At 44.1% G+C, this 14,295-nt stretch carries 11 protein-coding genes; 2 read left to right on the top strand and 9 right to left on the bottom strand.

The features are described 5' to 3' along the window. Positions 1–189 precede the first annotated feature (189 nt). Positions 190–4,545 carry a HEAT repeat domain-containing protein gene (locus QUA97_RS14365; RefSeq protein ID WP_333194996.1) on the bottom strand — a complete coding sequence of 1,452 codons (4,356 nt, stop codon included), beginning with the start codon at positions 4,543–4,545 and terminating at the stop codon, positions 190–192. Between the two features lie 479 nt (positions 4,546–5,024). Beyond that, on the bottom strand, positions 5,025–5,243 hold the full coding sequence (locus QUA97_RS14360) for a helix-turn-helix domain-containing protein (RefSeq protein ID WP_194070913.1): 219 nt from the start codon (positions 5,241–5,243) through the stop codon (positions 5,025–5,027). 281 nt (positions 5,244–5,524) lie between these two features. Between QUA97_RS14360 and QUA97_RS14355 the strand changes: the two genes are divergently transcribed. Further along, entirely contained in the window at positions 5,525–5,995 is a 471-nt protein-coding gene (locus QUA97_RS14355) for a hypothetical protein (protein ID WP_194011320.1), read from the top strand. 166 nt (positions 5,996–6,161) lie between these two features. Here the strand turns inward: QUA97_RS14355 and QUA97_RS14350 are convergent, their stop codons facing one another. From QUA97_RS14350 to QUA97_RS14330, 5 genes are all read right to left on the bottom strand, one after another. Further along, positions 6,162–7,550, bottom strand: coding sequence for a UDP-glucose dehydrogenase family protein (locus tag QUA97_RS14350; RefSeq protein ID WP_194070914.1), 1,389 nt, complete (start codon positions 7,548–7,550; stop codon positions 6,162–6,164). A 165-nt stretch (positions 7,551–7,715) separates the two neighbouring features. Further along, positions 7,716–8,666: a UDP-glucuronic acid decarboxylase family protein gene (locus QUA97_RS14345; protein WP_333194994.1), complete on the bottom strand. Its 951-nt coding sequence runs from the start codon at positions 8,664–8,666 to the stop codon at positions 7,716–7,718. Positions 8,667–9,069: 403 nt separating this feature from the next. Continuing rightward, positions 9,070–9,246, bottom strand: coding sequence for a hypothetical protein (locus QUA97_RS14340; protein WP_333194993.1), 177 nt, complete (start codon positions 9,244–9,246; stop codon positions 9,070–9,072). Positions 9,247–9,321: 75 nt separating this feature from the next. Continuing rightward, on the bottom strand, positions 9,322–9,510 hold the full coding sequence (locus QUA97_RS14335; RefSeq protein WP_333194992.1) for a hypothetical protein: 189 nt from the start codon (positions 9,508–9,510) through the stop codon (positions 9,322–9,324). 30 nt (positions 9,511–9,540) lie between these two features. Further along, the gene (locus QUA97_RS14330; protein WP_333194990.1) at positions 9,541–10,029 is read right to left on the bottom strand and encodes a helix-turn-helix domain-containing protein; all 489 of its coding nucleotides are present in this window, start codon (positions 10,027–10,029) and stop codon (positions 9,541–9,543) included. 501 nt (positions 10,030–10,530) lie between these two features. On the opposite strand from QUA97_RS14330, the gene QUA97_RS14325 reads away from it, so the two are divergent. Continuing rightward, positions 10,531–13,023: a tetratricopeptide repeat protein gene (locus QUA97_RS14325; protein WP_333194989.1), complete on the top strand. Its 2,493-nt coding sequence runs from the start codon at positions 10,531–10,533 to the stop codon at positions 13,021–13,023. A 91-nt stretch (positions 13,024–13,114) separates the two neighbouring features. On the opposite strand, the gene QUA97_RS14320 is transcribed toward QUA97_RS14325, so the two are convergent. Together QUA97_RS14320 and QUA97_RS14315 are read right to left on the bottom strand one after the other, a co-directional pair. After that, entirely contained in the window at positions 13,115–13,519 is a 405-nt protein-coding gene (locus QUA97_RS14320) for a helix-turn-helix domain-containing protein (protein WP_333194987.1), read from the bottom strand. An 18-nt stretch (positions 13,520–13,537) separates the two neighbouring features. Beyond that, positions 13,538–14,161 carry a hypothetical protein gene (locus tag QUA97_RS14315; protein WP_333194986.1) on the bottom strand — a complete coding sequence of 208 codons (624 nt, stop codon included), beginning with the start codon at positions 14,159–14,161 and terminating at the stop codon, positions 13,538–13,540. Positions 14,162–14,295: the final 134 nt, after the last annotated feature.

Raw genomic sequence — 14,295 nt, 5'->3', positions numbered from 1 at the left:
CGGAATAAAGCACCGTGCTATTCCACTGTAAAAAAACGGGTTTCTCGACGCAAAAAGTCTTCAAGATTAGCTATTTAATCTTCTACATTTTGAATTTTTGAGTAACAGCTTGGCTACTCTTCAAAGGCCACTACTTTTAGCTGCACTCATTTTTGAGTCTAAACTACAGTTAACCCGAAAGGCCCAACATCACGCACCAATCCCCGCAATCCAATTCTGCACCGCCTCCAACAAATTCTCTCCATCCACCCGAAAACCTTTTAGCGGGAATTCCAGCGGTGTATCGGTAATCCAGGCGATATGAATTCCCATGTGAGTGTCGGCGAGTTTGCGGGTGAAAGATGAAAGCGCATCTTCGCAGGGGCACGAGTGCAAAATTAAGGCGATGTGCTGTTTTTGCAGCCAGTTTTTGAGTTGGGGGATTAATCGCTTGAATTCGGGGGCGTTGCGAAGGGCGGGGATGTCTGTATCTGCGGGGAAGATTGTTTGATATAGTTGGGTACAGAGTTCTTGGGCGATCGCGCTTGTATCGGTTTCGCCTTCTAAGGCGCGAATGTTGAGGGACACCGGGAAGGTTTTATCGGTGGGCTGGAGTTGTTTGAGGAGTGTGGGGATATCTGTATTGTGTGGGTGGTTGTCCGCCGGTATTGGGGAATTGGTGGGTTGAGTGTGCCATGCTTGATAAAAGTCTGGGTAAGTCATATTTTCGGCGCAGTGCCAGATGACTCTGTGACATCTTTCATTCCGACCAAAATATTTTTTGTATATTTCCGAAGTTAGGCGATTTTTCAAACCTGAGACTGCGGTGGCGAAGTGTTTACCTTTCATGATTTTTAGTAAGCTATCTGCCGGGTCAAAAAGAGAATATTCAGGATGATAATTAGGCATCAACTCTATTAAAGTCGCGATCGCAATTGGGTGATATTTCTCTATTTTCCCTAAGCTAGATGCCGCTCGACACCGGGTATCTGCATGAGGTGAATTGCGGATTAACTCGACGAAAGTGGCGATCGCAACTGAGTTATTGTTGTCTATTTCTTCCAAAAATCCTGCCGCTTGAAGTCGGTTATTTTCATCGCCTGAAGTGCGGATTAACTCGACGAAAGTGGCGATCGCAACTGGGTTATTTTTGCCTATTTTTTTTAATTTATTTCCCAACTCCCACAGATGGTATCCATGCTGAAAAGTGCCGATCGACTCGACCAAAGCGGAGATTGCAACTGGGTTATTGTTGTCTATATTTCCTAAGCATTCTGCCGCTATCATCCTGGTAGATTCACCTTGAGAAGTACCGAGCAACTCGACTAAACCTAAAATTGCCTCTGGGTTATTTTCGCCTATTGCCCCTAAGCTTCTTATCGCTTGACACCGGGTACTTTCAGCACCGGAATTGCGGATTAACTCAACTAAAGCGGCGATCGCAACTGGGTTGTTTTTACCTGTTTTACCTAAGCTATCTGCCGCTGACCACCGGGTTCTTTCATGGGAATTGCGGCTTAACTCGACTAAAGCGCTGATTGCAACTGGGTTATCTTTATCTATTTTTCCTAAGCATTCTGCCGCTCGCCACCGGGTAACTTTATTACCTGAAGTGCGAATTAACTCGACTAAAGCGGAGATCGCAACTGGGTTATTTTTAGCGATTGTTGCTAATATTGCTGCCGCTTGATAACGATTATCTTTAGGACGGTAGTTGCGGATTGAATCCAATAAAGTTTCGATCGCTACCGGGTTATCTTTGTCTATCTTACCTAAAATTTCTGCCGCGAAGCATTGAGTAACTTTATTATCTGAAGTGCGGATTAACTCTACTAAAGCGGCGATCGCAACTGGATTATTTTTGCCTATTTTTCCTAAGCTATCTGCCACTATTATATAGGTAGGTACGTTAGACCAGTAGAAATATCGGTGTATACCGTTCTCAACTGAATTGGGGATTAGTTCTACTAAAGTGGCGATCGCTTCTGGGCTATCTTTGCCTATTGTCCCTAAGCTATATGCCGATCGCTTCCAGGTGTTTTTATCAACCGAAGTGTGGATCAACTCTGCTAAAGCGGAGATCGCTACTGGGCTATCTTTATCAATTTTACCCAAGATCTCTGCCGCTTGCCACCGAGTAACTTCATCCTGAGAAGTATTGATTAATTCGACTAAAGTGGCGATCGTGTCTGGGCAATTTTTGCCGATTTCCCCCAAACTTCTTGTCGCTTCCCTCCGGGTATATTCATCACCTGAATTGCGGATTAACTCGATTAAAGAGGAGATAGCCCTTTTTCGATCTGTTTCTTTCAGAACTTCCCCTGCTATCTCGGCAATTGGATAGAGAAATGTCCGCCACTCCTGTTTTTGCTTATTAAAATAACCAAATCCCCACGTAACAATTTGTCGCACAATCTCATCGCCCAGGCGACACTCCTTAAACTCAGCAATCCCCGCAGCCGCTAGAAAATATGCCCGATATCCATAAAATTTATCCCACCCAACCTTAAACTTAACCAACGCTTTAATAAACGCTTCCTTCTCCTCCCTCCCTACATCCTCACGCCCCAACCACAGCAAAATAACCTCCTTCCACTGCTTCTCAAAAATGCGATACCTAGCATCAGGATGTTGCGGATTCTTAGGAATGTGATTCAAGAAAAAGTGCCAATCCTCAACCGCCAACGCCGCAAAATATTCCTGAAAAGTTGGATGGTAAAAAGCATAAATCCCTTCCAGCGTCTCCGCATCCCTCGCCACTAAATTCAGCCAACCCAAACGACAAGCTAACTCAAACTGCGATGCACCCATCACCCGATATCCCACACTTTCTCGCAACTGAAACCGCGACGTTTCATTTAACATCCCAGAAAGTGCCAATTTACCCAAAGCCGCATTCAAATCCTGCTGCTGAATCCAATTCAGGCGCGGTTTTTTCCACTGATACAAAGTAGTCACAAACCGCTGATAAAGCTTAGCCTTAGTATCCGGCAAATCCCCATCTAAGGATTGCCAAGTGCCGCACAGCAGCGAACATCTGAGGGGATTTTTCACTAAATCTCGAATTCGCTCTTTTCCTGATGCTGCTAATGCTTCCCGTAGCTGTTTCCCGCGTTCCGAATCGACATTCTCGTACCATTTATCAATAAACATCCCCACTTGTTCGGGATAGGAAAACTCCAGAGTGCGATAAGTATCAAAAGTATCCAACGCAGAACCGATCGCATCCCAAACATTCTGCCGACAACTTAGCACAATTCGCGCCTTTTGAATACAGCCGCCGGTTCTAATTTGCCGCTCAATTTCCGCCAAAGGATTCCCATCTCCTACCGCCATCTCATCCGCCCCATCCAACACCAACCACACGCGATCGGCATTAAATTGTGCTAAAAAATCATCCTTAATATCCGCCGTCGCCTCAGCCTTCCCGATTCTCTTAATTGCCGCCAGCAGCCAATTGTCAAATAAATAGGTTTCTAATTCCTTCCCCTGCAAATCTGCCAAGGATACCCAAATTACAATAGCCTCCGAAATGCCCGTCGCTACCCAATTCGCTATCTGCCGCAACAGCGTTGTTTTTCCCGCCCCCGGTTCCCCAATAATTCCTAACCGCTTTCCCTTGCTTTTCGGGCTACTTCCTTGCTGGATCACTTGTTCGAGAAACTCGCTATGTTCAAATGTCTGAGTAACTTCTTTTTCTCGATACAAATCCGAACCTTCCTCAGCCCCAAGATTCTCGCGTTTCTCAGTCACTTTGTGCCGTTCCACCAATCCCAACGGCACGTAAACATCATCTATTTGATAGTTGCCAAAAGTTAGCCGATTGCTGCTGAGTCGCTGCTGTTCTTTCTCGTCTAAAATCTCCTGGCAAATAGCCCGCCAGTCAATCGGCTGGTAAACAATCCGGCTTTTTTCCACAATCTCCTCAAGCCAAGCATACATCTCTTGGGTTGTGCGATCGATCCGCGTCAAAGTTTGCCCCGTAACAATCTGAAAAACCTTTTCATTTTCCTTGATTTCCTGAGCAAAGTATGCTGAAACCAAGGCGAATAAATCTTGCTCTAACTTAATTTTGTATGGTGCGACATCGCAATTTTCTAGAGCAACTTCCAGCAGTTTTTGCTTGACTTCTGCTACCCGATTCTGCTTTAACTCGTCTGTCGCAGTCAGCAGCAATTCTATCTCATCTAAACTTGCGATGGGAATCCCAGACGGGACTGTTTCTTTCTCAACCTTTGCTAAATCTAATTTTAGCTGTTCTAGCTTTCGTTTCAACCAATCAAAATCCCTGCGCCTGTCTTGCAGCGAATAACTAAAACTCTCTCGGTTAGCCCTATTTTTGGGGTCGATTTCCTGTTTGCATTCTGAGGCGATTTGTTGTTGAGCTTTCAGGAAAGATGTTTTTAGGGATTTTTCTAAATCGTGATTGACAATTTTACCGTTTCGTGATAATTTTTTTATCCCCGTCACACAGAGGTGCTTTGCTGCATCGTTGGCTTGAGTCCCCAGGATGGCTTGCCAAACAACTGTGAAAAGCCCTCCCAATAGTAGCGCTGCATCTATCATTTGACGGTTCTCCTAATTTCCGGTTTGGAGCGGGTTAGTTCGATTGTAGGCGACTTTGGTTGCGATCGATTGATGGCACAGGTACGGATATTTGAGATTTTCCATGTTTGGTTAGGGATTTTCGCTCGCCGACGCACCCTAGGACTAAATATTCATAGAAATTCACGGTTTTTAGGAGTTTCCCTAACTAACAATTTATGGTAAAAATGGATCATCTCAAAAACCCGCACCACCGACAAGTAATTAAAATGTACGATTAATTAATTGGGTAAGATGTTGATATGAATTGATCGTGTGGTGGGGGCAAGTTTTTGGTATTTTACGTGGATTTGTGAGATGTCGCCGAGCCAGCCCCGACAAGTTTTTGGGATGTTTTTATGATAGGGAAACGGCACTGTAGATTCTTAATTTGGGGACTGTTGTTTATCCGATTTAAAACTGCTACAATCTCTACCAAATGCTCGATCGCCCAACAGCACCTATTTTTCCATGATTTCCACAAAATCTTCAATCATCACATCAAAGGTGCGAGCCAACTTGTAGACTGCCGCAAAATCAACCATCGCCATGCCCTGAGATCGGGCATAATTGCTAATCGTACTGTAGCCCACGCCCGATCGCTCCGCAACCTCCTTGAGCGTCCATCCCTTCTCGGCGGCCAACTCTCTAACCCGCAACCTGACTAAGCCTTTGCTCATATTCAGTATTTACAAAATTTTGGATTTAGTATATTGTATCAAAAGGCGATCGGTCAGTCAGTCGATTTTAGATTTTAGATTGATTTCACACAGGAATCTACGATCGGGAACAAGCATCTAAAATTTGGGGCTGTTAGCTGCGGGAGTGGGGGCTTGTATCCGTTTTGTGGCTGAGTCAGCGAAACTAAAGTCGATCGCCAGTTAAAATTAATTCCGACAGATAATTTCTGTCACTCGCACCTAACAGATAGATTTACCTACCACTAGGATATGTAGCTACAATGATATCAGACAATCAGTTAAGATCGTTAGCGATCGGCACATCAAAAATTATTCACAAATCGTCAGTCGTCAATCCGCGATCGAGATTTGTCACCGAAGAAACAGTAGCGCTTTTATTCAACATCACACCAGACCAAATTTACCGCATCGAATGCTGTCACAACATGGTGTACGTACACGCCAAAGGCCTCAGTAGATTCGTCAGCTACGCCGATTTCCCCCCAATCTTAGAAGTAAAACCAGCCTGCGCTCAAGATTTTCTCGGATGGTACAAACGCTGGAAACGCACCCAAGCACCAGAATTTTGGACTAAATTTTATACGTACAACTTCAAAGCCGCTGTTTCAGTTGACAGCTTGCTGGAATGGGGTAAATTAGTCGCTACAGTTAAATCGGTAATTTCAGCCTCAGCACTGCAACAACTACGCGATGTTTACGCTCAAGAAAAAACATTAATGGAAAGTTTCTAAAGCAGGCGCGTCGAGTAAACCCGCGATTGTTCGACACCTTTGATTTCTGTAGGGGCGGTGTCAAGAGTGCCCGCCCTCTTCTATTCTTCTCTTTCCGATCTTCGAGTAAATGTAAGGTGCGCTGCGGCACACCCTACAGGATTGAGATTATCCTCAAAACTCTTTCTTATCTTCCAATTCCCACATATTGGAAACCAGCCGCTTCTAAAACCTTCTTATCTAAGAAATTGCGGCCATCAATCATCACCGCATGATCCATCAACTTCGCCATTTTTTCATAATCTAAACTGCGAAACTGTTCCCAATCAGTCACCAACACCAAAGCATCGCAACCATCAGCCAATCTTTCGGGATCTGTTTCTACCAAAACTCCCGACAAACCGTGACGCATCCCAGTCTGAGAAACAATCGGATCGTAAGCTTTAACTTTCGCTCCCAATCGGTTCAAATTGTCGATTAAATTCAGCGAAGGAGCATCCCGCAAATCGTCAGTATCCGGCTTAAAAGTCAAACCCAAAAGTCCGACTGTTTTACCTTTAAGAATCTTCAAAACTTGCTGCAATTTCTCAATAGCAATCAACCGCTGGCGTTCGTTAACTTCCACCGCCGCCCTGAGCAAATGTGCCTCGTAGCCGTAATCCTCAGCAGTGTGAACTAAAGCTGAAACATCTTTGGGGAAACAAGAACCGCCCCAACCGATGCCGGCTTGCAGAAACTTGCCGCCAATTCGCGAATCTAAACCGATACCTTTGGCTACTTGGGTAACATCTGCACCAACGCGATCGCAAATATTAGCTACTTCATTAATAAAGCTAATTTTCGTCGCCAAAAAAGCATTAGCTGCGTACTTAATCATTTCTGCCGAACTGATATCTGTTGTCACGACAGGTACTGCCGCCAATGACTGATTTTCGGCAAACTTGCGATCGACAATCGGCTTGTACAACTCTAGCATCATATCAATAGCTCGCTGAGAGTTACTGCCGAGAACAATGCGATCGGGATTAAACGTATCGAAAACAGCGCAGCCCTCCCGCAAAAACTCTGGATTGCTAACCACATCAAATTGCACGCCAGTTTTTGCTGCTACTTCCTCACCAGTAGCCCCATCACCGCTTTGAGGTTTTTGACGTTCAGCCAAACCATCTAATACAATCCTCCGCACCCAATCCCCCGAACCGATGGGCACCGTGGATTTGTTGACAAGCACTTTGTAATCGCCGTCGAGGTGAGCTCCAATGCCGCGCGCAACAGCTTCTACGTAGCGAGTATCGCTTTCCCCCGTAGGCAAAGGAGGGGTTCCCACGGCAATGAATAAAATGTCTCCGTGAGCCACTCCTGCTGCTAAATCTGAAGTAAATTCTAGATTTCCCGATTGAGAGGCAGAGTGCATTAATTCAGACAGTCCGGGCTCAAAAATTGGCGACTGTCCCGACTTCATTAATTTAACTTTTTCTTCGTTGTTGTCTACGCAAATAACGTGATGTCCGATGTGTGCTAAGCAAGTGCCGGTAACTAAGCCGACGTATCCTGTACCGATGACGCAAACACGCATATAAATGTCCTCAAAGTTAGTGAATTAATCAGATGAAATTAGTCATTAGTCATTAGTCATTAGTCATTAGTCATTAGTCATTAGTCATTAGTCATTAGTCATTAGTCATTGGTAGAGTCCTCAATTATTAATTGCGAACAACTTGTAGGGGTAGTGCCCCCGTGCCTACCCTCTGCCTATCTGTTGGTTTCCCTCGATGCGATCGCGAAAATCTTTCACAGTCAATTCTAAACCTCGATCCAGGGGCACGGTTGGCTCCCACCCCAACCAAGTTTTAGCACGAGTAATATCCGGTTGTCGCTGTTTTGGATCGTCTTGCGGCAGAGGTTTGAAGATAATTTCTGCCCCTGGGTTAATCATATTTTGAATTTTTTGTGCCAACTCCAAGATAGTGTATTCGCCTGGATTCCCTAAATTCATCGGCCCAATTTTGTCGCTATTCATCAAGCGAATGAATCCTTCTACCAAATCAGAAACGTAGCAAAAACTCCGGGTTTGGGAACCGTCGCCATAAACAGTCAGCGGCTGATTTCGTAAAGCTTGAGCAATAAAATTGCTGACAACTCTGCCGTCATTTTCCAACATCCGGGGGCCGTAGGTATTGAAGATTCGCACAACTCGAATGTCTACCCCATTTTGACGGTGGTAATCAAAAGATAAGGTTTCAGCTACTCGTTTCCCTTCGTCGTAACAACTGCGAATTCCGATACAATTAACGTTGCCGCGATATTCTTCTGTTTGGGGATGTACGTCAGGATCTCCGTACACTTCGGATGTGGAAGCGAGAAAGAATCTTGCTTTTACCCGTTTGGCCAATCCCAACATATTCATCGTGCCGATGACGTTTGTTTTAATTGTCTTGACAGGATTGTACTGATAGTGTATGGGGGAAGCTGGACAGGCGAGATGGTAAATCTGATCTACCTCTAACCGAATTGGTTCGGTGATGTCGTGGCGGATCAGCTCAAAGTAGGGGTTATCCAGCCATTTGAGGATATTGCGTTTAGTCCCGGTGTAAAAGTTATCCAGGCAGACTACTTCGTGTCCTTGGGCCATTAAGCGATCGATTAGGTGGGAACCGAGGAAACCCGCACCGCCTGTGACTAAAATTCTCATTGTGGAAACTGCCGTTCTGTTTAGGGGTAGGACTGTGGTACAAAAATTCAGTCGATCGAATGAAACTTAAATAATAGAATAACAAAATTGCGATCGCCTATGTAAACACTTATGCGTCTCTTTCATCAAATCTTTAATTAACTTAGCATTTTCAAATATATTGAACAAAGTGCTATAATTCGCAAATGTCAGCTAGCAATTTTTATTAAAGCTTCAATATTTCCGGGAAAATACTGTTGACAATAATTCAGTTTTAAGTTATTGATTATTGGTTGTTTGTTATGCGATCGCTTCTGTGTGTAGTTATCTAAGGAGTTACGCATAAATACCCAAAAAACCGGGTTTTTGACGACTGTTCAAGGGTCAAATGAAGTGTTTCCGTAAACAATCCGGTTTCTCAAGGCTAAAAAGCAGTGTCGCTGTCGGCTCTTGGTGGAATCTCAGCAGCAGTTAAAGTCACGATTTTACCATCACGCCAGATTCTAATTGATTGTCCTAGTCTGCGGTTTTTTTCAATGGCTTGAGCGATGGCTGCTTTGACACCTGCGTCAATGCGATGGGAGCATCTGGTGTTTGGCAAAAAGCATTTTTTTTTATTGAGCGTGCGAGCGTCCCCGCTTGTGTATTGTACAACTCGCGAGCTCTTAAGCTCGCACTATAAATTCAAAACTGAGATGCTCCAAATGCGATCGGGTAATAATCTCAGGGAAACTGTCGTTTTACCTGAACCGTTAGGGCCGCCAATAATATAAATATTTGGCAGAATAGTAATATCAATTTTATTGCTGAGGTTGTTGCTTGATTCCGTAAGGGCGATCGCGCTTCCTGATTTTAGTCGCTTCACCCTACCAATTAGTTGAGTTGTGGCAAAAATTTAGTTAGAGTTGTTATCGTTGATGTCTAGATTTTCTATTGACAATTCTGAATCTTGTGAGGTCGGTATTCGCAGGTTTAGAAAAAATACTATTTGATTGTTATCGATATTTATATTCGTTACATTAACAATACAATTTTCTGGTAATAAATCTTTGACCGGGAATTTAGCAGACGACTGAGTTTTATATCCAGCATCCTCAAGCCATTCAGCAATATTTCTCCAATTTTCTATCTTTTCAATGCCTTTACCCACAAAGCCTTTAACGTATTTATAAATAGTGGCACACAGGTCAGTTTCCACACCTTTGGGATTTTTTTGCAGCTTTTCGGCAATTTCAGCGGGACTGTTGCCACAAAGCAACCCCCGCAGGTGCAGCTTTTCTACGGGGGTGAGAGGCTTTCCCTTAACGGCGGCTAAGTCAGAGTACAGAGTTTTTAAGTCCCAGTGGCTTTCTGCTTCGACGAAGCGATCGTTTGTGGATGCCATAAATATGTGTGTGTAAATTTCCTGATGGAAGTCTAACATAATTCCTGATGTATGTCAGGTTATTACCAGACTCAGCTAGCTTATTATACTTAAAAGCTCAACTTTAAGTGGTGCAATTCACACGTCAAGAAGTTGGTGGCAGGGCTTTTGAGTTATTACTGATGGCAGTTAGCGACCCGACAAGGGAGTGGGGCTGAATTTTGGTAAATTTCTCGCTTAGACTCTAGTTTCGGCTACTGTCGGTAATTTTTTTAATTTATTTTCTGGGTTTTGCATAATTTTGTGGATTTGCCCCTGATATATAAACAGGAGGCTGTAGCAGGTCTTCTTGGGAAGGATCTCATTTCTGGGCTTTTGCATAATTTTGTGGATTTTGCCCCGATATATAAGTGCCTTGAAAGCATCGCTGCGATTATCGCTCGCTGAATTCATGGGTCAAACTTTGTATGGGCTTAAATTTATAACAGAATGAACTGATGGTTTATATATTTGGAGGAAAAAATGTCTGATTCCCAGCCTCAACAACCGAGTGATTCTACTAACTGGGGGAACTATATCGCACTAGGAAATATTTATAAGGATCGCAGCAAGTATGCTCAAGCTAAGGAACAGTATGAAAAAGCTTTAGAAGTTGCACAACGAATTAATAGCCGCAAAGGAGAAGCTGAGTCCCTGTTAGGGATAGCTGCTATTTACAATTGCTTGAGTCAGTCTCGGCAAGCAATAGAATACTTTGAACGATCGCTATTTATTCATCGAGAGATTGGCGATCGGGCTGGGGAAGCCACCGATCTGGGGGGTTTGGGTAGCTGCTACTCTTCTTTTGGACAGTATCAGAAGGCTATTGAGTTCTACGAACAAACGCTGGCGATCGCACGGGAGATAAACAATCGCGGGCAAGAAGCTGCTGGGTTGTGTGGCTTGGGCAATAGCTACTGGTATCTCGGACAATACCAGAAAGCCATTGAGTTTTGTGAGCAGTGCTTGACAATTGCACGAGAACTCGGTGCTCGTCAAACCGAATTAGCTGCTCTAGGCAACCTAAACAGTAACTATAACTCCCTCGCGCAGTACCACAAGGCTATTGAGTGCAGTGAGGAATGCTTGGTTATAGCACGAGAAATCGGCGCTCGCTCTAGGGAAGCAAATGCTCTGGGTGATTTGGGCCAGAGCTACCATAATCTAGGGCAATACCAGAAAGCAATTGAGTTCTATGAGCAATGGTTGGCGATCGCGCGAGAGATTGGTGAGTGTATTAATGAAGCTCGTGCTATAGGCAGTTTGGGCGGTAGCTACAGCGCTCTAGGTCAGTACCAGAAAGCAATTGAGTGCTATGAGCAGTGGTTGGCGAGAAGCCGGGAAATTAATGACCGATTTGGGGAGGCTAATGCTCTAGGCGGTTTGGGTAATTGCTATTCCAATTTAAGTCAGTACCAGAAAGCAATTGAGTGCTATGAACAGTGGTTGGCGAGAAGCCGGGAAATAGGCAATCGTCAGGCAGAAGCTAGTGCCCTGGCTGGTTTGGGTAATAGCTGTTCCTATCAGGGGCAGCACCAGAAAGCGATCGAGTTCTATGAGCAACAGTTGGCGATCGCGCGAGAGATTGGCGATCGCCGAGGCGAAGGAGCAGCTCTAGGGAATATGGGCGGTTGCTACAGTTCGCTAGGACAGTACCAAAAGGCGATCGAGTTTAAGAAGCAACAGTTGCTCATCGCACGAGAGATTGGCAATCTGTCTGGGGAACAGTCTGCCCTGAGTGGTTTAGGAAATTGCTACAATTCACTAGATAATAAGCAGAAGGCGATCGAGTTTCATGAGCAATCTTTAGCGATCGCAAGGCAAATCGGGTCTCGCTCTCAAGAAGCCTACGCTCTAGGCAACATGGGCATTAGCTACAGTTCCCTCAAGCAGTACCAGAAAGCGATTGACTTACACGAACAAAAGTTAGCCATTTTGCAAGAGTTAGGAGATCGCTCTGGAGAAGCCCATGCTATATTGTGCCTAGCCAACTGCAATTTTTACATACAAAACTATCAAAAATCTCTTGAACTAAATCAGCAAAGTTTAACTATCGCTGAAGCAATTGGAGACAGAGATACGGTGGCTCAAGCTTATGGCTTTTCAGGAATGGCTCTAGCCAAGCTAAAGCGACGGCGAGAAGCGATTGACGCTTTCAATCAAGCTTACCAGCTATTTCTGGCAACAGGTCAACAGCATTGGATTTCCTATGTGCAAACACAGCTAAAAGAGCTAGGTGAAAGTCTCATTGCTAACCAAGAATTCCCGGAAGCAATTGAATTGTATAAATTACAGTTGCAATCTTTACAAGAACTCAACGACCAATCGGGGATAGGTTGGGCGCTGCAAAACTTAGGTAAAAGTTATTACAATCAAGGTGAGTACCAGAAAGCCATTGAACCTCACACCCAAATGTTAGGAATTGCCCGTCAGCTAGCAGATACGGCAATGGAAAGTATAGCCTTAGCTTGGTTGGGATGTGATTACCGCGAGGTCAATCAATGGGAATTAGCCTTGAATTATTTACAAACACGAATAGCCTTAGCTCAAACCATTAATGACCGCAGCGCTCAACGAGAAACTTTAGGCTGGCTTGGTAGTATTTCCAAAAAGCTCAGACAGAATGCTCAAGCTGTGATTTATTACACAGATCAACTGTTAGTTATTAGGGAGTTAGGCGATCGAGTTGGAGAACAAAGCGCTTTATACGCTCTGGGTAGCTTCCATTATGACCTCAGTCAAAATCGGCAAGCTGTTGATTGTTTTTTGGCTGCGCTGGCTTTAGCAGAACAGCTAGAACAGAAAATAAACGCTGCCAATGCTCAATATATGCTGGCTCAAACATTGTTGAAATTGGGTCAAAACTCTGAGGCAATTTTCCACTATCGATCGGCTAAGAACCTTTATGATGAGTTGAGTGAAACTGATTGGTCGCAACGCTGTTTTGACAGGTTACAGGCATTAGATGCTTTGTAAAGTGGCTGGCTATTTGAATAGTCATTAATATTGGGTAATGTGCGATCGCCCATCAACCCCAAAAGTGCGATCGCCCTTAATGTCACTTCCCTCAATTAAAAAACAAACTCGGCTCTACATGAAAAAAACTCCCCAGAATCAAGGCCAACTCCTTACCAATATCTCCCTCGCCATTAACGACTTCAGACACTCTTGTGTCAGATCCCATAACTTCCACCAAATCCGCAGGTTGTAACTCTCTTTGTTCCATCAAAAACACCAGTATTGAATGAGGCGTTGCTGTGGCTGCTGGTGCATAGTATTCTTGCTCAAATTTTTCAATTAATGCAATCAGCAATTCATATAACTCGTCTTCTTCAGGAGTTCGATCGCACTGGTGCATCAACTCTTCCACCACAGCCAGAGCCTTTTCATTATCCGCTTCGTTTCTAATTATTTTTGGCTGATACTGAGACAATAACTCTTTGTATTTATCGGGATTAAAAGTAAGGGTCATTTTTCCATTTTTCCTTAATTACTCACCCATTTCTAACTTTCCCAAAACAATTAAACTTTCTAAATCTTCCACAGCATCAGGAAGGAAATCTTGTACAGCCATTCTTACCAACCGCAAATCAGTTTCATCAGCCCCTCCCAACATCCGCGTTAAATCCCCTATATCTATACCGCGACTAGCTTTTAGTTTCATCAAAACCAAATAAGGCAATCCGATAATTGGCAACCCATCCGGGGCATTATTTGGATTTCTAATTGCCTCTCGTACCCAAGAATCCCTGGATTCAATTACATCCAAATAAGTACCATCAGGCAATTTCCAAGTGCTGCCTCCAATGCTAAGTTCTCCCGTTCTCCTGCTACCAGCTTGTTCTAATTCTCGATAAAGATTAGCAGCATCCTCAGTTAATACTAAAATATCCACATCATCGGTCATTCGTTCAGGCATATAAAGGCGAGTAGCAATCCCTCCTACTACTACAAAAAGGGTGTTTTGAATAATCGTTTTAATGTTTGTCACGGGATGATTCCAGGTTCTTTTATTCAGAAACTCTCGACTGCTGCCGCTACCGGGACGACATCTACGCAGTGCAATTTCAATGTAAAGTTTTCGCCTTTGTTCGGGAAGCTTTAGATTTAACATGATTATATAACATTGCGATAATTATACCCGACATTTTACACCATTTTAATTTAAGCCTTTTAGGGACGGGCAAGATGCCCGTCCCACAAGAAAACAGACTCTTTGTTGGGAACAGGCCCGACGGCCTGTCCCCA

It is taken from the genome of Microcoleus sp. CZ3-B2 (assembly GCF_036705055.1).
GTDB lineage: Bacteria > Cyanobacteriota > Cyanobacteriia > Cyanobacteriales > Microcoleaceae > Microcoleus.
This window is presented reverse-complemented; position numbering and strand designations above follow the sequence as displayed.